Genomic DNA, 19,649 nt, shown 5'->3' on the forward strand with positions numbered 1-19,649 from the left:
ATAAGGATTTTTACCCATGGCCAAACACAACCACCAAACCTTTGAATCCCTGCGCATTGTGGGCGCCTTGCTCGGCACCCAGGTGTTGCACGAGGCCCGCAACCTCAAACTGCCGGGCCAGGCGCTCGGCGAGTACAGTATCGAGCGCGGCTTAAAGCTTAACGATGAACTGGGCCGCTATTGGCGCATTGCCCGGGCCCGCTGGCAGGAATTCCAAAGCCAGCGCCCCCGGCAAGACATCAACCCCCATCGCCTAGCCCAACAGGAATGGCTGCTGCCGCTGTTGCGCAATGTGCTGGGCTTTACGGTAGTGGAATCGCCCACCCTCACTTTGGGCGAGCGGGAATTCCCCTTAACCCACACCGCCCACAATGGCGCCGTGCCACTGGTGCTGTGTGGTGCCAACCAAGACCTCGACAAAGGCGATCCGCTCTTTGGCCAGGAGGGCCGCAAGCGCTCGCCCATGGGCCTGGTGCAGGAATACTTAAACGCCGAAAGCCGCTGCCTGTGGGGCATTGTCAGCAATGGCGTGCAACTGCGCCTGCTGCGCGACAACCCCGCCATGACCCGGCCCGCCTATGTAGAGGTAGACCTGGAGCGCTTGTTTGAAGAAGACAACTACGCCGATTTCGCGCTCTTCTGGTTACTGGCCCACGCCAGCCGATTTGCCCCACAAGATCAAAACCCCGAGGCCTGCTGGCTGGAGCAATGGCGCAACCAGGGCCACAGCGATGGTGAGCGCGCACTCGAAAAGCTGCGCGATGGCGTCACCAAAGCCTTGCGCGAACTGGGCACGGGCTTTGTGGCCCACCCCGCTAACCAGCCCTTGCGCGATAGGCTCACAGACGGCAGCCTCAGTACCGATGCCTACTTCCAGCAGGTCTTGCGCCTGGTGTACCGCTTTTTGTTTTTGCTCACCGCCGAAGACCGCAACCAGGCGCTCTTGCCCGAGCACTACGAAGGCACCGATTACAAAGCCGCCCGTGCGCTCTACCAAAGCGGTTATTCCATCACCAACCTGCGCGAGCGCGCCCGCCTGCGCCGCCACCACGACACCTACACCGATGCCTGGCAACAACTGTGCGTCACCTTTGCGGGCTTTGCCGAAGGGCAACCGGCGCTGGCCCAGCCGGCACTGGGCGGCCTGTTTGCGGCTCACCAATGCGAAGCGCTGGGGCCCTGCGAACTGGCCAACCAGCACCTCTACAAAGCCCTATTTGAATTGTGCTATTTCGAGCACCAGGGCCGGCTCTCGCGCATCAACTACCGCGACATGGATACCGAAGAATTCGGCTCCGTGTACGAATCCCTGCTGGAGCTCATTCCCCAGCTCACCACCGAGGGCCAGTGGCGCTTTCGCTTTATGGGCGACAGCGAAGACGAAGAGGCCGCCGGCGGCCATGCCCGCAAACTCACCGGCTCCTACTACACGCCCGACAGTCTGGTGCAGGAACTCATTAAATCCGCATTGGAACCGGTAATTGCCCAGCGCCTGCAACAATACCCGGCGCAACCGCGCGACGCGCTGTTAAGCATCAGCGTGTGCGACCCGGCCTGTGGCTCCGGCCATTTTTTGTTGGCAGCCAGCCGCCGTTTAGCGGCCGAACTCGCCCGCATCGATGCCGGCACCGACCAGCCCACTGAGGCCCACTACCGCCACGCCCTGCGCGATGTGGTGCGCCATTGCATCTACGGGGTGGATTTAAACCCCATGGCGGTGGAGCTCTGTAAAATTGCACTTTGGTTAGAGTCTATCGAGCCTGGGCAGCCGCTTAGTTTTCTGAATCACCATATTCAGTGCGGGAATGCATTGTTGGGCTTAACCTCATTGAGTGCGCTAGATCACGGCATCCCAAAAGCAGCTTTTAAACCGCTTGCGGGTGATATGAAACCGGTGTGCTCAGCCCTCAATAAGCGCAACACTAAAGCACTAAAGCAATTGGAAAGCTCACGCGATAGCAACCAATTCAGGCTGCCTCTAGAGCAAGATAATCAATTAACGGAATTGCAATCCATTGAGGCAATGCCGCAAACCAGTGCTAAGCAAGTGGCTGAACAAGAAATAGCCTATAGGGCCTTTTTAGACAAGGCTAAAGCTAGCCACTTACGCCAAGCGGCCGATATGGTTTTGGGGGCATTTTTGCTGCCTAAAACAGAAGAAATTGAAGATGCCATTCCTACTACGGCCAGTGTGTATCTAGAACTGGTAAGTGAGAATCACAATGCGCAGCATATCGCTCAGCGTGAGACGGTGATAACTGCCTGCGTTGAAGCCCGCGTTTTCCACTGGCCATTAGCCTTCCCGCAGATATTTGCCAAAGGTGGGTTCGACTGCGTGCTTGGCAACCCGCCGTGGGAGCGCATCAAACTACAGGAGGAGGAATTCTTTTCCACCCGCAATGCTGATGTGGCCAGGGCCAAAAACAAGGCTGAGCGCGCCCAACGTATTCAGTGGTTGAGTGAAGGTATGTTGGCCAAGCACCTGCTTCCGGAGCTCCACCATCCGGAGCATGAATGCCAGGCCGAAGTGCGGCTGTTTAACGAATTTGTTACCGCCAAGCATACCGCCGAGGCAGCCAGTGCTTTTGTGCATGTGAACGGTGATGAAGGTGGTCGCTATGCGTTGACCGGGGTTGGGGACGTGAATACCTATGCCCTGTTTAGCGAGACCATCTATCAAATTGTATCACCCATGGGGCGGGCAGGGTTTATCGTGCCTTCAGGACTGGCTACCGACAATTCAACCAAGGGCTTCTTTGGTGAGTTAATTTCAAAGAAATCATTGGACAGCTTTTTCGAGTTTGAAAACGAAGGGTTTTTCGCCGGTGCTGGTCAGGGGCATATGCTGCGCTTCGCCTTGACCACTATTGTGGGCTCTGCTCAGGAAATCCCTGAAACACGCTTCCTGTTCCAGGGTAAAAAGATCGAACATCTTCATGATCCAGAACGGGTTTTCACGTTAAGTCCGGAAGATATTTTCCGGGTAAACCCCAATACGCTGACCTGCCCGATTTTTCAATCCCGCTACGACGCTGAAATTACCAAAAAAATCTATCAACGTGTTCCAGTGCTTATTCGCGAAGCCAATGACGACCAGCCTGAGGTAAATCCCTGGGGCATTCGATTTATGGCCATGTTTCATATGTCCAACGACAGTCACCTATTTAAAACTTACGAGGATTTGATAGGTGAAGGATACGAGCTGGATGGAAATCACTTTGTTAAAGATAAATCTGAGTATGTTCCGCTTTATGAATCAAAAATGATTCAGTTGTACAATCATAGGTATGGCGATTTTAGAGAATCACTTAATGAAAGGCCGCATGTTCTACCAAGAGCGCCGGAGGAATATTTTGCCACTGCAGAATATCTGACATATCCTTTTTACTGGGTAGATAAAACGCAGATTTCTCAAAAAGTTGAGGCTTCCGGATGGGGGCGGAAATGGTTTATTGCATGGAGGCGTATAACAGACGCCCGGGCTAGCGCCAGAACTATGATAGCTAGTGTTATTCCGGATTGTGGATCTGGAGACAGTCTGTTTTTACCGTTGTTAAAGGATTTTGATGACGGTAGGAATTATGCTGCATTCCTGGCCAACCTATCTTCTCTCGTCTTAGATTATTTTGCCCGTCAAAAGCTTGGTGGTCTTAATTTAAATTACTTTACTTTTAAACAGTTGCCAATAATTTCTCCAGAGGCATATGACGATAATGACCTTGAGTTCATTGCCAGTCGAGTTGTAGAGCTTACCTATAATTCAATGGATTTAAAGGAGTGGGGTAAGGACATTGGGCATAATGGCAATCCCATAGTTTATAATTCTGAGCGCCGCCATAAACTTAGATGCGAGCTGGATGCCTACTACGCCAAGCTCTACGGCCTCACCCGCGAAGAACTCTGCTACATCCTCGACCCCACGAATGTGGCAGGCGCTGACTACCCCTCAGAAACCTTCCGGGTGCTGAAAAGCAAAGAAGAAAAAGAATTCGGCGAATACCGCACCCAGCGGCTGGTGCTGGAAGCTTGGGATCAACTGCACGCCGGTCAGTTGGAGTAGTGGCCGGTATGCCAGTGATTGTTTTTTTTATAGCTTGGGCGGTATTGCACCTGGCGTTTAAAGATCTCGAAGGCATCTGGGCATTTTTACTGGCGCTGCTGGCCGCTTGGGTGGCGTCGCTGGTGGGCGAGGCCCTGGAAGAAAGTCGATCGCAAACGGATGAAGCGGGCTGGCGTGAGGCACCCGCGCCTGATGCTCCCGCCCAAGTGGTAAGAAATAAACTGCTAGATGAAGCCGCTGGCGCAACTCGGCACCGCCATAGTACACCCACAGACGCCATTCATAATGGCACCCTGATTTGGCAGGGCGGCCCTTTGAAGGTGCATTTTGGTTATCGGGATGCCAAAGGGAACCACACAAACCGAACGGTGAGCCTAACCCATATCTACAAAACCCATGAGGGACACTATTTGGAGGGGCATTGTCATCGCCGCAATGAGCTGCGCCGTTTTAAAAGCGCCCGTATTCAGGGTGCGCTATTTCTCGACAACATAGGGCGCAAGTTTCCGGCCTTGCTCAAGTTCTTGACGGGCAAGCCAGACAAGCAATCGAACGCTAAGCCTGCCCACGATAGCTGGCAGGGCGGGCCGGTAGCGGTTCGCTTTGACTATTTGGATCACACGGGTAAAGCGCAGGAGATTCAGCTGGGTCTTATTCTCATTTTCCCGTCGGGCGGCCAGACTTATCTACAAGGTAGAAACTTGCAAAATGGGCGCGAACAAAAGTTCAATGCAGAGCGCATTCAAGGCAATATTTTTTGTGGCAACGTGGGGCGAAATCTGCGCGCGTTACTGAATTTTCTGCATCAACACCCGCAGGGCACCGCGCAAGACCCCCACAATGGCTTGCAATACCACGATACCCGTGGTGCGCGGGCCAAATTGCTGGCCAAACTCGGCACCGTAGATTGGCGCAAAGAAGGCATTCTGAAGATGAGTGGTTACCGGGTGGGCAAAACCCATGGCGTCAAAAAGGATCGCCGCTGGGCCATTTTAAACAGTCTGATGATGCAGGATACGCTCACCGATGTGCGGGATAAAAGTTACGCCACCGAGTGGGGCAAGCCGGCCTCGAAAAAGCGCTATAAAAAGATTCACGATTCTGTGGCCACGTTTCTCAATAACGGTCGGGCGCGCAACCGCAATGGCGCGATTGACCTAAGTGTCGCCGTGGCCGAGTGGGAAATGGATTTGGATTACCTGGAAAAAACTTTTGCACGCCAATTTGGCTAAGGGACTCTATGGCAGAGTTAGCTGAGCAAATTATAGCGGCCTTGCGGGCCAAGCCTGAGCAACTGGCGCGGGATTTGGGCGCCAGCCTGAATGTGGATAAAAAGCTCATTAACAGCGCACTTTACGGACCGCTTAAAGGACAGGTTGAGCAAGACAGCCGCTACCGTTGGTCGCTGGTAGGCGACGGGCCGGCGTTGCCTATGCCAGAGGCTCCAGCACGACAAAATACACCCTTGGCGCGCCTGTGCCGTTATTACCTGGCCTGCATGGGGCAGGATGAAGTGGGGGTGTCGGTATTTGCTCAGGACAAATACGGCAATCCGGATTACGCCACACTCGAACAACTGTCGGCCTCCGCCAATGCCATGTTGGCCGCCCCGGATTGCCAGCGGCTGCTGGGTAAGGTCCGCAAAGACCGCAATGCATCGGCGTTGTTTTTGGGGTATCCCGTAAGCCTACGATTGCAAACCTCTCGGAAGTCTAGTTGGCAAGGGTATATGGTAGAGCCTGTGATGCTCTTTCCGCTGGAGCTTAATGGCCCCAACCAAATGCCGGTGCTGGATTTAACTTATCCCATTATCAACCACAAGGTATTACAGAATTACAGTAACGCCGAGCGTGAAGGGCTGATGGAGGAGTTGGCGCAACTGGAGCAAGAGTTAGGCCTGGGGGATACCGGCGAGCTGGTGGAACTGGACGAGCTGGTAATGCGCCTGCGCGCGTTGCGTGAGGAGTGGCCCTGGCAGGAAGAGATAGATCCGCATGATCTCGCGCAAATACCTGCCATTCCAGAGCTGGCGCAACCCGGAATTTACAATCGAGCGGTGCTGGTCATGGCGCAGCGTTCGCCTTATACCCAGGGTCTGGAGTCAGAGCTTAAGCAACTGGCGGCACTTTCGCCGGGTGCTACCGATGGTACAGCCCTGGGCGATTGGTTAAAGGGCGAGACACTGGCCACTAAGCCCGGTACGGGAAAGCCGCTCATACAGGTATTGCCCATGAATTTGGAGCAAGGGCACGCTGTAGACTCGGCGCTGAATGCACCCCTTACCATCGTGACCGGGCCACCCGGAACCGGCAAATCCCAAGTGGTTACGAACCTGCTCATCAACGCTGCCTGGCAGGGCAAGCGCGTGTTGTTTGCCAGTAAAAATAACAAAGCCGTGGATGTGGTAGAAGCGCGTATAAACAATCTTGGCCCCAGGCCTGTGTTATTGCGTTTAGGTTCCAATCAATACCAGACCAAACTGGCTGAGTATTTAATGTCTTTGATGGCTGCGGCAGTATCGCGGGAGGATCATGAGGCGTTTGCCGAATTCACGGAAATACACCAGAAACTGGATCAACGCTTACAGGCATTATTGTCTGAGGAGCAGGCCTTTTTAGCCTTGCGCAATGAAGTGGACCGGCTTGAACAGGCAGCAGAGGCCGCACGCAGTAAGTTACCTGCCGTGACACTTCGGCAGGCCGACCAGATTAAGGTCCCGCAGATGCAACAGCGGCTCACTGCATTTGAATCATTACTGCACGGCGCTGAACGCCATCGCCAGAGTTTTCTGGATCGTGTGTTCTGGCGCTGGGTATGGCCGAAGCGGCTGGCATTGGTGGTGGAGCGGGTGGCGGTGATGGTGGCAGTGTTGAAGCCCCTGGGGGTGGACATTCCCGATAGCCCGCTGGTAGAGGCCGATATTCACGCTTGGTTGCTGGCCGTGAATGAGGCGCGCCAGGCCATCGATTTTCTCACCCAGTTTTCCCAGTACCGTGTTGTATTGAACACTTTACTGGACGCACGATCTTTAGAAGACATTGCTTTGGAGCGCCAAACACTGTCTCACAATATGGCCAAAAATGCAGACCGCTTGTGGCGCGCCTGGTTGAGGGTGCAGCCGGAGAAATTGTCATCGCAAGACCGGCAGATGCTGAATCGCTATACCTCGTTATTGAAAATGGTGATTGAGACGGGGCCAGAGGGGCGACTGAGTACCGAGGTATACCGTGAATACCACGGGCTATTTCCTAAAGTATCGCATTTGCTGTCGTGCTGGGCGGTGACGTCGTTATCGGCAAAAGGCAAGTTGCCGATGGAGCCCGGCTTTTTTGATCTGGTGGTGTTTGATGAGGCCAGCCAGTGTGATATTGCCTCAGCACTTCCCCTTTTGTATCGAGCCAAGCGGGCCGTGGTGATTGGTGACCCGCGACAGTTAAGCCACATTAGCGGTTTGATGCGCGGGCAAGACCAGCAGCTATTAGATAAACATGGCTTGATTGCCGACTACCCTCACTGGGCCTATTCCTACAATTCGCTTTTTGATGTGGCCTCTGGCATTGCCAGTGGCGACAGTTTGGTCAATTTACTGGACCACCATCGCAGTCATGCGGATGTGATTGAGTTTTCCAACCAGCAGTTTTATGAGGGACGCTTGCGGGTCGCGACTCGATACGATCACCTAAAGCGACCCGCAAGTGATGAACCGGGTGTCTCCTGGGTGCATGTGGTGGGCAAAGTGAACCGGCCAGCAGCTGGAGGCGCCGTTAATGTGGCTGAAGTGGTCGCCATTGTGCGCGAGCTGGAAAATTTAATTGTTAAGCGAGGGTATCAAGGCAGCGTAGGCGTGGTCAGCCCTTTTCGTGCGCAGGCCAATGCCATACGCGAATCCGTTAATCGGCAAGAATCACTTGCCGCCAAACTTCTTGAAAATGATTTTTTGGTGGACACTGTGCATCGTTTTCAGGGTGATGAACGGGACGTTATGTTTTTTTCGCCCGTGGTATCCAGCGGTATATCCCCTGGTGCATTAGGGTTTCTGAAAAATAATGGCAATTTATTTAACGTGGCCATTACCCGTGCGCGTGCGCAGCTGATTGTGGTGGGAGATAGGTCAGCCTGTGGTGCTTGCGGTGTAGATTACCTTGAAAATTTTGCTCAGTATGCGCAGCAACTCCTTAGCAAAGGTGCCCAAGGCCCGCAGGATGACGTGAAGGACTTTGGCCCTAAATACCCGGTGGTATCGAATCCTGAGCAAGTATCGGACTGGGAGCACCTACTCTATGAAGCCCTTTACAAGACTGGCATTAAACCGCTTCCGCAATACCGGATAGAAAAATACATATTAGATTTTGCACTTGTTCAGGGAGGCCGCCGGTTAAATATTGAGGTGGATGGGGAGCGCTATCATCGCAACTGGACGGGCGAGCTCTGTCGTCGAGACCAGCTCCGCAATCAGCGCATGTTTGAGCTTGGCTGGGATGTGATGCGGTTCTGGGTGTATGAAATCCGTGACGATTTACCTAGCTGCATTGTGCGGGTAAAAAATTGGCTTAATGAACAATAGGGGAAGGTCGTTATCAATGGCACGCTACTGCGGAGAAATGGAAACCCAGTCAAAATTTGCGGCGACCAGCCAGTGGCGCGAGCGGTGCTTACTGGCCGGTCAATCGGTGTTGGGTGAAGGGCCACTATGGACCCTGGAGAATGCCCGCGGGTTAGACCGCTACTTCGTCAACAACCTGGAAACGGGCGACGGTGATTTTTATGAAAAGCTGGAGGCTCAACTATCGGGCGGCGCCCCGGCCATCAACCAGCTGGCCGCTGAAATGCTCTGGTTTATGCAGCTCTGTCCCAGCAATATCACCGCTGGCAAAAAGCGGGAGACCATTGCCCGCGTTTGGAGCTGGTCTGGCCAAAGCCTGAACATTGAGCAACCGCTGCTGGCAGAGGCGGTGTTGGATGGCATCGGCTCGGCAGGTACATCGTTCAACACGAATCGCTGGCGTGAGCTGGTGTACTTTATTCAGTTTGCCAAGGCCTTCTTTGCCCTAGAGGTAGAAGAGCGCAAAAATTTGCTTTCCGATCCCTGGGCCTTTGCTGAGTGGCTGCAGCGCCTGCCAGAAAATGAAAGCCGGCAATTGCGCCACATGCTGTTGTTTTTACTCTTTCCCGACCAGTTTGAGCGCATCTTTGGCGGCGCTGACCGCCGCCAGATTGCTACTGCCTTTTCGGGCCGGGCCAAGCGTGCCATTCGCGCGCTGTCGGCAATGGAACTGGATAAGCTGTTGTTAGAGATCCGTACCGAGCAGGCCCAGGAGCTGGGTACTGAGAAGCTGGATTTTTATGTGCCGCCCCTGCGTGGGATGTGGCGCGACAGTGAACAAGCCCATTGGCTGCTGTCATGGAACCCAAAAAACTATTCGTGGCCCGAGTTGCCGGAACTCATGGCGAAGCTTGCTGCGGGTGACTCGGTTGTCATCAGTTGGTCCTGCGCCAATGGTGCGGTAGCCGTGGGTGACAAGGTGTGGATGGCGCGCGTAGGTGAGCCACCCAAGGGCATCATGGCCGTTGGGGTGGTGGTAACCGAGCCCTATCAGGGCGCCCATTGGCAAACCGAGAAGGCCCGCGCCGGTGAACAGGCGCAATGCGTAGACATAGAGCTCACCGACATCCGCGACGTCTACAAAGATGACATCATAGGCGAGCGCGACCTGGCCGGCATTACCGTAGACAACCAGAACTGGACGCCCCAGCAGTCGGGCATTGCCATCGGTACCCGCAGCGCGGCTCTATTGGAGGGAGTGTGGAAGCGCTTGCGTAAAAGTCATGCAGTGTCGGAACCGAGCCCCGCAACTTATTCCTTAGGTGAAGCGGTTAACCTGATTCTGTACGGCCCGCCCGGCACCGGTAAAACCTTTCAGCTCAATCGCCTGAAGGCTAAATACGTTACTGCCGTGGCCGATATTTCCCGCGAGGCGTGGCTTTCGGGGCAGCTGGGCGAGCACCGCTGGTTTGATGTGGTGTTTATGGCGCTGGCAGATTTGGGCGGTAAGGCGCGGGTCGCGGAGATTAACGAGCACCCCTTCATTGTGCAAAAGGCCCGCGTACTGGGACGCACTGCCAACATTCGCGCGCAGATTTGGGCCACGCTACAAACCCATACCGTGGAAGATTCAAAAACCGTAGGCTACAACAAGCGCAGCGCACCCTATGTATTCGATAAAGCGTCCGACAGCCAATGGCTGCTGGCCGGTGACTGGCAGCAGGAATGTGACGATCTGGTGGCCGAGGCTAAACGCTTGGCCGCTGGTCCGCAAGCCAAGGCCCGCGCCCAGCGCTATGAGTTTGTAACCTTTCACCAGGCCTACAGCTACGAAGATTTTGTGGAAGGCATTCGACCAGAGACGGACGAAGATTCAGGCACCTTGGCCTATCCGGTAAAGCCCGGTGTGTTTAAACGCATTTGTGACCGCGCCCGCCAAGACCCTTCAAACCGCTACGCCATCTTCATCGACGAAATTAACCGCGGCAATATCGCCAAAATTTTCGGCGAGCTGATTACGTTGGTGGAAAAGGATAAGCGGGTTTTGTCGGGGCAGGATACCGGCGATAGTGGTATGACACTGACCTTACCTTACTCGGGTGAGACCTTTGGTGTGCCCAAAAACCTGGATATTTATGGCACCATGAACACCGCCGACCGGTCCATCGCGCTGCTGGACACCGCCCTGCGCCGTCGCTTTACCTTTGAGGAAATGATGCCCAGGCCCTCTGTGATTAAAGGCGCGGGCGATGATGGTTATATCCCCGACGGCCAGGGCGGGTTGATTAACCTTCGCGAACTGCTGACGGCCATGAACCGGCGCATTAAGTTCCTGCTGAACCGCGACATGATGCTCGGCCACGCCTACCTGACCCATGTAAAGACCTTTGATGAGCTCAGAGATGTGCTCCTGAATCAGTTGGTGCCTTTGCTGCAGGAATATTTCTACAACGACTGGCACCGCATACAGCTGGTGTTGCGCGATGTAGGCCCGGCCGGTGAAAAGCTGGAGCCGCAAATTGTGGTTCATGAGCTGCTCAATGAGGTGGATGTACTGGGCTTTGACCACGAGGACTTTGATGACCTGGTGGAATACAGCATCGCCAGCCGCGACGCCATAACCCCTGAATCCATCCGCAAAATCTACGAAGTCGCCAACTGACGTGGCGGAAGTAATTTATTGCATAGAGCACGCCAGCCTGCCCGTAGTGCCACATCGGCAACCTGGGCAGCAGGCGCTTTCGGCTCGCCATGCAGACTTATTGGCAGGTTTAGAGCGCAAGCTACCCGCCCAGGCCTTTAGCTGGTCCCACAAGGCAGTGAAGTTCGCCAGCTTTTGCGGCGTTATCCAGCTGGGGGATCTGACCCTGGAAGTGCTGCCAAAAGTGCATGGCCGCGAAAGCGACCCTGGCGCTTGCCGGCTGATGCTGGTGCGCATGTTAAAAAAGGCAGGGCTGTTTAAGGTGCACTCAGGCCACAACGCCGCCATTAACCTTCAGCGCCATACCCTGCTGGATATTTTCATCCTGCAATTTTGCGCGGCACTATCGGATGAGTTACTGCAAGGCAAGCCGCGCCAATACGTGGAGCAAGAGGATAACCTCCGCGTCATTAAAGGGCGGCTGCTCATCCCCAAGCAGGTCAAATACAACACTGCCCACGGAGAGCGCTTGTACTGCCGGTTTGATGAGCTGAGCGAAGACATTCTGATTAACCAGATTTTCCGCTTTACTTTGCGCCTGCTGGCCGGGGTTGCCCGCGCCTCAAGCATTAAAAAGCAACTGCATTCGTTACTGCTGGCCTTTGATGAGGTATCGGATCAACCTATTAATGCCGATGCCCTAGACCGCCTAGAGCTGAATCGTACCAATAGTCGTTTCCGCCCATTGCTGGATCAATGTGCGTTATTTATTAAGGGCCTTAACCCGGATGCTATTTCTGGCAGCGGTTCTGCCTCTTCAATGTTATTCGACATGAACCAGCTGTTTGAGGCCTGGGTGGCCGCCATGCTGCGTCCACAGGTTGCCCGCTTGGGATATACCCTGCGAGAACAAGGCCCAAGGCGCTACTTTGCCGAGCGCACCGACCTGGCAAAGCCCATATTCCAGATGAAGCCGGATATTGCCATCCTCAACGACAAGGCTGAGCCGGTGGCCATTATTGATACCAAGTGGAAGCTGCTGGAGCCCCGGGAGGCCAAGCTGGGGGTCTCTCAGGCCGATATTTACCAAATGCACGCCTATGGCGCCCGTTATCAAACAAGCCACCTGGCGCTGCTCTACCCAGGCCAGGCCAACCTGGCTCGCAACCACCACCTAAATATCGCCACTCAGGCCAATCACCAATTACATTGTGCTGCTGTGGACATGGATGATTTTTCGGCGGCAACCGAAAGCTTGGTGGAATTACTGACGAGATTGCGGGTATTGGCTGCGTGACCCTTCCTGTGGCGTTTCGCGCCAGAAAAATGTTTCCAGACCAATAATAACCAACAATCGTCAGCACCATATATATCCATAAATTCCTCGCCAATACCTGCGCCTACCTGGCAGCCACACCCAACCCCCAATCAATCGGCAGGACAACCAATCGACGATTAAAGACCGCTTAGACCTACTGGCGCCTACCGGCGCCCACAATGGTGCCTGAGAGCTATGCGGATGATAAATGGATAGAGGTGCATCCCAATCGAGTAAAGCTGAAGTATTTTGTGCGGTGACCCATGGGTGACCCAAAGAAAAAGGGTTAGCAGGCACTTACCTGCTAACCCTTCCGAATATGGTAGCTAGAGGCGGACTTGAACCGCCGACCCCAGCATTATGAGTTACGTCTGGCCAAATTTACCGAATTTAATGAAATTTAATAAACGTTAATAAATATATACAAATCAACCAGTTATATTTAACCTGCTTATTCCCTCTTTAACCCGAATTAACGCGGCGGGTAGCACCAGAGTAGCACCGGTAGCACCAGATGAAGGAATAACACATGCCCAATACGGCCAATTTCACCAAAGCATTGTTAGAGGATGCGCAGCCAGAACCTGGCAAATCGCGCTCCTACATATACGACACACGCGTCAATGGCTTGTGCCTGGCAATCACCCCCAAAGGCACCAAAAGTTTTCTGGTCTACCGCAAGGTTGATGGCCGCCCGGTGCGGGTGACGCTGGGCCGTTACCCCGACATGAAAATAGAGCAGGCCCGCAAACTCGCGCTGGATGCCTTGTCGTCATTGGCAGGCGGCGTAAATCCCATTGAGGAAAAGCGGGCGCGGCGCGCAGAAGGTGTCACGCTTCAGGATGTGATGGACGACTACTTGCGGGTTCGGGGCCATACCCTGAGCCCCAATACAATCAGCAACTACCAAACCGTATTGAAGCGCCATCTGGAGCCTTGGGTAAAAAAACCGCTGGCCTACATCACCCGCGACAGAGTCGCGCGCCGGCACCGGGAAATCAGCGAGATCTCAGAGTCCGCCGCCAACAAAACCATGCGGGTACTGCGCGCCCTGTTTAACTTTGCCAACGGCCAATACGAAGACCGCCACGGCAAAGGCTTATTCCCAGATAACCCCGTCAGCCGGCTCACCCACACACGCAGCTGGAACAAAGAAACCCGGCGCGACAACAAAATCAAAAACAGCCAGCTGGCCAGCTGGTTCCAAGCCGTAAATAGCCTATATGAGCGGGAAGACCGATTCGCCCACGTGGCGGGCGACTACCTCCAATTTCTGCTATTTACCGGGCTCCGCCGCCGCGAGGCCGCCAGCCTTACCGTCAAAGACGTGGATTTCAACGAACTAACCTTCACCGTCTACAAGACCAAAAATGGCAACCCACTTACCCTGCCAATGTCCACACCCGTACAGCAGCTGCTTCAACGCAGACTGTCAGAGGCATCAGGTGACATGGTGTTTGAAAGCTCAGGTAGCAGCGGCCAAATCAACGACCCGCGCCGCGTCATCGAATACGTGAGGAAGGCATCGGGTGTCCATTTCACCCTACACGACCTGCGGCGCACCTTTATATCCATTGCAGAATCACTCGACATACCCGCCTATGCGCTGAAAAAGCTGGTCAATCACAGTACAGGTGGCGATGTGACCGCAGGGTATATTGTGATGGATGTGGAGCGCTTACGCGCCCCGATGCAAACAATCGGAAGATTTATCACCAATAATTCCAACCCAGCAAACCCCGAAAATTGGCCGGCTCACAACCGCCCTTAAAGCATCAATTAATCTTGGCAAGAATCAAATATCACTAGATTCCAAGCCGCTTACCCTAAAGATTTCTCTAAGAGCCCTGGTGCTCCGGCACACCTTTCCTCATCACACAGTTAAACAAAAAATCTTAGTTTTCAAAACCTCTCGACCAGTTGACCGCATTAAGGCATTGGAAACCAAATGTCAAATTTGGATTTTCGAAATTTGCCCATTGTCAATTGAATTTAACCAAAAACTTCGCAACACTAATCCTTGCAAACCAACAAGAATAACAAAAAAGGTATTTGCATGCGCTTTGACAGTGATTTTCCATCAGTAAATTTATTATCACCAGAAGCCACGAGTAAGCTTTTAGAAGTTTCAGTGGGTACGCTTTCAGTCTGGCGTTGTACTGGCCGCTACAATCTTCCCTACGTAAAAATCGGACGCAAGGTACGCTACCGCGCTAGCGATGTTGTCGCTTTCATTGAGAGTCGTTTACAGACTGGCGGGAGTTCCCACCATGAGTAAATCACGGAGCATCCCCACAAAACATGAGCTGGCGCTGATTGATCTTCTGGAGCATGGAACTGAAGGCATCTCTAAACTCACCACGCTAGCCTCCTATGGAGAGACATCGCTACCAACTACCATCAGCGAGCTAGGTTTGCAGCGGGGCATTCGCATCGATCGCAAACGCTGTAAACATCGCCATCGACACGGTGGTGAAACCTTTTTCACGCACTATTGGTTGGGGTCGAAATCTACCGCATACCAAGCGCTAGATGTACTGAAACACCTGCGCGCCGCCCGTAACGCGCCTCCTCCAATACATTTGGAGAAGGCCGCCAATCAATTCCCGGATGATGAGTTGAGGGGCTAATGGCAAAGCGCAGAGACCGCGCGCGCACCAAAGGGCGAAAAAACACTTCGCCCTTTGTACGCCTCGACCATCGCATATTGGACCACCCCGACTACCTCAACCTCAGTCATCCGGCCAAGGCACTACTCACTGATATGTTGCGCCAATACAACGGCAACAATAACGGTGATTTTTGCGTGACCTTGTCAGTGATGAGTAAGCGGGGTTGGACCTCAAACGACACCTTGAGGCGAGCGCTAAATCAATTGATAGCAGCCAACTTGGTCATGCTAACCCGCCAGGGCGGACGCCATAAGCCCAGCCTATATGCCGTCACTTTCCTGAACATTGACCCCTGCAATGGAAAACTAGAATGCCCAGCAACAAAAGTACCGCCAAGAAACTTCTCAAAAATTATACCGTCTCCCGGTATAAAACCTATGCCATTGGGCCGGCACACGGCCTAATCACTTTGCAGAGAACTCTTTTTTGTACCGTCTGCCGGCCCAGCCAGCCCTGTATTTGCATTTCTGCTTGGCCGTCTAACGGACACCTTTATAGATATATACCATATGCTAGCCTCACAATACGCACTCCCATACACGAGGGCTTTGCCATGAGCCAGAACCCAAAAACACCGAAGCGCCGCGCCAAAGCAGCACGCAGTTCGCGCGAGCAATTTGATCTGTTATATGCGAAAACCGATAGCAACTTATCAGCAGCGGCTAAAGAGGCCCGCGAAGTCATCAGAGCGCTATCTGAGTCAAGCAGGGCAACAAAGCACTAATCCATGGGTAACACACTTACTGAGCAACAACGCAGGGTTTTGCTACGCCAGTATTTTCAGCAGCAACGAGCGAGCTGGCTGCGCTGGTGGAATGAAGGCCAACGCAACGGCCCTAAACCCACTGTCGCCTTTCCGGATGCCTGTCGTGGCTTACGCTGCGGCGCCAAAACCCGGGCCGGCACGCCCTGCAAGAATAGCGGTACCGATTACCCAAACGGCCGCTGTCGATTTCACGGTGGCCCCAGCACCGGGCCTCGTACATCCGAAGGTAAAGCCCGGGCCTCCCGCAACAGCCAACTCGAGACCTCTAATGAATAAGCCCTCCGATACTGAAAAAGACGAAGCTCTGGCCCGTATACACCTGAGCAACCAGGATAAGCACTGCAAACTCACCCCCGCGCAGAAGCAGGTCGGCATAAGGCGATTTCTCAGCATTGCCCGGCGGATCAGCGCACCCTTACCAGCGAACAACAACTAGCCTCACTACCAATCAAGAATCCCTACTTTTCCCTACCCGGCAACGAACCCCATGGAACCGTAACAAAACCGAACATTGAATCGACCAAATACAAAACGCGCCGGGCAGGACAAGTTTGCCCAAGTGAGGCAAAATCCCCAACAACCCAAATTTCAGACATCCGTACCTACCCCCGCTAAATGCCGGACCAGGACGGTCAAAATTCAACCAGAAGGACAAATATGGCCAAGCCTGCCAAAGCCCCCAAAAAGCCCGCCAAGAGCTTTGAACAGAACCTGTGGGATACCGCCGACAAGCTGCGCGGCTCGGTGGAATCCTCCGAATACAAGCACGTGGTGCTGTCGCTCATCTTCCTCAAGTTCATCAGCGACAAGTTTGAGGCCCGGCGGCAGGAGTTGATTGACCAAGGCCAGGGCGATTATGTGGACATGGTGGAGTTTTACACCATGAACAACGTCTTCTACCTGCCCGAGGAATCCCGCTGGGGCACCATCCTCAAGCACGCCAAGCAGGACGACATAGCAGTCAAAATCGACACCGCCCTCCACACGGTGGAAAAGCACAACAAATCCCTGCGCGGCGCCCTGCCCGATAACTACTTCTCCCGCCTGGGGCTGGATGTGGCTAGGCTTGCCGCACTGCTGGATTCCATTAACAACATCGACACCATCGAAGATAACGAACAAGACGTGGTCGGGCGGGTGTATGAATACTTCCTCGGCAACTTTGCCGCCACCGAGGGCAAGGGCGGCGGCGAGTTCTATACGCCCAAGTGCGTGGTCAACCTGCTGGCGGAAATGATTGAGCCCTACCACGGCAAAATCTACGACCCCTGCTGCGGCTCCGGCGGCATGTTTGTGCAATCGGTCAAATTTGTGGAAAGCCACCAGGGCAACAAGAAAGACATTTCCATCTACGGCCAGGAACAAACCGCCACCACCTACAAGCTGGCCAAAATGAACCTGGCCATCCGCGGCATCAGCGCCAACCTCGGCGAGGTGCCGGCCGATACGTTTTTTAAAGACCAGCACCCCGATTTAAAAGCCGACTTCATCATGGCCAACCCGCCCTTTAACCTGAAGGAATGGCGCGGCCCCGATGAACTGCTAGATGACCCGCGCTGGGCCGGCTACGAGGTACCGCCCACCGGCAATGCCAACTACGGCTGGATTTTGCACATGGTGAGCAAGCTCTCCGCCAACGGCGTGGCCGGCTTTGTACTCGCCAACGGCGCCATGAGCACCAACACCAAGGGCGAAGGCGAGATCCGCAAAAAGCTCATTGAAAACGACCTCATCGATTGCATGATCGCCCTGCCCGGCCAGCTGTTTTACACAACGCAAATTCCCGTCTGCCTGTGGTTTATCACCAAAAATAAAAAAGCCGAAGCCATCCCCGGCCACCCGGAAAGCAACCACCGCAACCGCCAGGGCGAAACCCTGTTTATTGATGCCCGCAATATGGGCTCCATGATCAGCCGGGTTCACAAGGAACTGACCGAGGACGACATTGCGCACATTACCCGTACCTACCATGCGTGGCGCGGGGAAGCGAAAGACGGCGACTTTGAGGATGTGCCGGGCTTTTGCAAGGCTGCCAAGGTAGAGGATATTGCCGCCAATGATTTTGTACTCACGCCTGGCCGTTATGTAGGCACCGAGGTGGAAGAGGATGATGGTGAAGTATTTGAGGCTAGGATGCGAGAGCTCTCCAATACCTTATACCTGCAAATGGCAGATGCCCAACAACTGGACGCACTAATTAAGCAAAACCTGAGTGGACTTGGCTATGACGTGTAAGCCAAAACATATTGAATTTTCCCGCCTAATATTAGAAAAGCCCCGCAACGGCCTATACAAGGGCAAAGAATATCAGGGCTCTGGCAACCGCTGGATCAAAATGGGCGACATTTATAAAGATAACTTTTTCTATAACCAACCAACTGAGCGAATAGAAGTATCTGCGTCAGAAATTAAACGATTTTCATGTTTACCTGGAGATCTATTATTTGGACGGACATCTCTCACCCTAGAGGGGGTGGGCGATTGCATGCTTATTGGCTCCATTAAAGACCAGCCCATCTTTGAGTCAAATTTATTCAGAATAAGGCTAAATCAAGAAAAAGCCTCCCCTCTTTTCTATTTTTACTTTTTTAAGTCTTCCATCGGCAAGCGAATAATTCAAAAAATCGCCAAACAAACAGCCGCAACCAGCATCACTGCCAGCGATTTAATCGAACAGGATGTTCCATATTTTGAGAGAAAATATCAGGACAACATTGCCAGCTTTATCCACAGATTTGATAAAAAAATCGAACTAAACCGCCAAACCAACGCTACCCTGGAAGCCATGGCACAGGCGTTATTTAAAAGCTGGTTTGTGGATTTTGACCCGGTCATCGACAACGCCCTGGCCGCCGGCAACCCTATTCCCGAAGCGCTCCAGGCCCGCGCCCAACGCCGCGCCCACTACCACGAACAAAACCGCCAACAACCCAACCCCCAAGCCCCCCTCCCCCAACACATCGCCACCCTCTTCCCCAACCGTTTCGTAGAATCCGAAACCCTGGACTGGGTGCCGGAGGGGTGGGAGGTCAAGCCTATTAGTACAATTGCAACAATAAACAAAGAAGCTTGGACAAAGAAAAACTCACCCGAATTTGTGGAATACGTGGACTTAGCCAACACCAAAGACGGCTCAATTCTTGAAACCACGCATTACTCATTTACTGAAGCACCTAGTCGAGCCCGTCGAGTGCTACGAACTGACGATACAATATTCGGTACCGTCCGGCCGGGAAACCGGTCGTTTGCCTTTATCAACCAAGAAGGACTGACTGGGAGCACTGGATTTGCAGTGCTAAGGGCCAAGAAACAAAATTTCCGATCTTTCATCTACCTGGCAACAACTAGACCAGAAAGCATTGAACTTTTTGCCCACCTAGCTGATGGCGCTGCCTATCCAGCTATCCGACCAGACCTTATCGGCGCACAGCCAGTAGCAGTAGCTAGCAATCAGGTTGTAGATAAATTCGACCAGTTAGCCTATGGATGGCTTAAAAAGGCGGGGGAGGCCAGAAAGGAAAGCGCAACACTTTCACAGCTCCGCGACACCCTCCTCCCCAAACTCCTGTCCGGCCAACTGCGCATCCCTGAGGCTGAGCAGTTAGTGGCTGAGGTGTTGTAAGGTATAAGCTAAGCGCTACTTAAAAGG

The 19,649-nt window shown here is 53.6% G+C and carries 11 protein-coding genes; all 11 read left to right on the forward strand.

The features are described 5' to 3' along the window. Positions 1-16: 16 nt before the first annotated feature. On the forward strand, positions 17-4,060 hold the full coding sequence (locus tag L1F30_RS14970; RefSeq protein WP_253357353.1) for an Eco57I restriction-modification methylase domain-containing protein: 4,044 nt from the start codon (positions 17-19) through the stop codon (positions 4,058-4,060). Positions 4,061-4,068: 8 nt separating this feature from the next. Continuing rightward, on the forward strand, positions 4,069-5,292 hold the full coding sequence (locus L1F30_RS14975) for a WYL domain-containing protein (protein WP_253357355.1): 1,224 nt from the start codon (positions 4,069-4,071) through the stop codon (positions 5,290-5,292). A gap of 8 nt (positions 5,293-5,300) precedes the next feature. Next, entirely contained in the window at positions 5,301-8,624 is a 3,324-nt protein-coding gene (locus tag L1F30_RS14980; protein WP_253357357.1) for an AAA domain-containing protein, read from the forward strand. Between the two features lie 16 nt (positions 8,625-8,640). Next, the gene (locus L1F30_RS14985) at positions 8,641-11,265 is read left to right on the forward strand and encodes an AAA family ATPase (protein ID WP_253357359.1); all 2,625 of its coding nucleotides are present in this window, start codon (positions 8,641-8,643) and stop codon (positions 11,263-11,265) included. 1 nt (position 11,266) lies between these two features. Continuing rightward, positions 11,267-12,541: an McrC family protein gene (locus L1F30_RS14990; RefSeq protein WP_253357361.1), complete on the forward strand. Its 1,275-nt coding sequence runs from the start codon at positions 11,267-11,269 to the stop codon at positions 12,539-12,541. A 550-nt stretch (positions 12,542-13,091) separates the two neighbouring features. After that, complete coding sequence (locus L1F30_RS14995) at positions 13,092-14,333, forward strand: site-specific integrase (protein ID WP_253357363.1); 1,242 nt, start codon at positions 13,092-13,094, stop codon at positions 14,331-14,333. A 285-nt stretch (positions 14,334-14,618) separates the two neighbouring features. Further along, the gene (locus L1F30_RS17630; protein ID WP_371922635.1) at positions 14,619-14,840 is read left to right on the forward strand and encodes a helix-turn-helix domain-containing protein; all 222 of its coding nucleotides are present in this window, start codon (positions 14,619-14,621) and stop codon (positions 14,838-14,840) included. Continuing rightward, positions 14,833-15,192 (forward strand): hypothetical protein, encoded by a 360-nt coding sequence (locus tag L1F30_RS15000; protein WP_253357365.1) that lies wholly within the window; start codon positions 14,833-14,835, stop codon positions 15,190-15,192. The genes L1F30_RS17630 and L1F30_RS15000 overlap by 8 nt, the downstream gene beginning before the upstream one ends. A 769-nt stretch (positions 15,193-15,961) precedes the next feature. Next, on the forward strand, positions 15,962-16,276 hold the full coding sequence (locus tag L1F30_RS17635; RefSeq protein ID WP_371922636.1) for an HGGxSTG domain-containing protein: 315 nt from the start codon (positions 15,962-15,964) through the stop codon (positions 16,274-16,276). A gap of 381 nt (positions 16,277-16,657) precedes the next feature. Continuing rightward, positions 16,658-18,235: a class I SAM-dependent DNA methyltransferase gene (locus tag L1F30_RS15005; RefSeq protein WP_253357367.1), complete on the forward strand. Its 1,578-nt coding sequence runs from the start codon at positions 16,658-16,660 to the stop codon at positions 18,233-18,235. Then, on the forward strand, positions 18,225-19,622 hold the full coding sequence (locus L1F30_RS15010; protein ID WP_253357369.1) for a restriction endonuclease subunit S: 1,398 nt from the start codon (positions 18,225-18,227) through the stop codon (positions 19,620-19,622). The genes L1F30_RS15005 and L1F30_RS15010 overlap by 11 nt, the downstream gene beginning before the upstream one ends. Positions 19,623-19,649 lie beyond the last annotated feature (27 nt).

Origin of the sequence: Simiduia sp. 21SJ11W-1 (genome assembly GCF_024138675.1) — a bacterium.
Lineage (GTDB): Bacteria > Pseudomonadota > Gammaproteobacteria > Pseudomonadales > Cellvibrionaceae > Simiduia.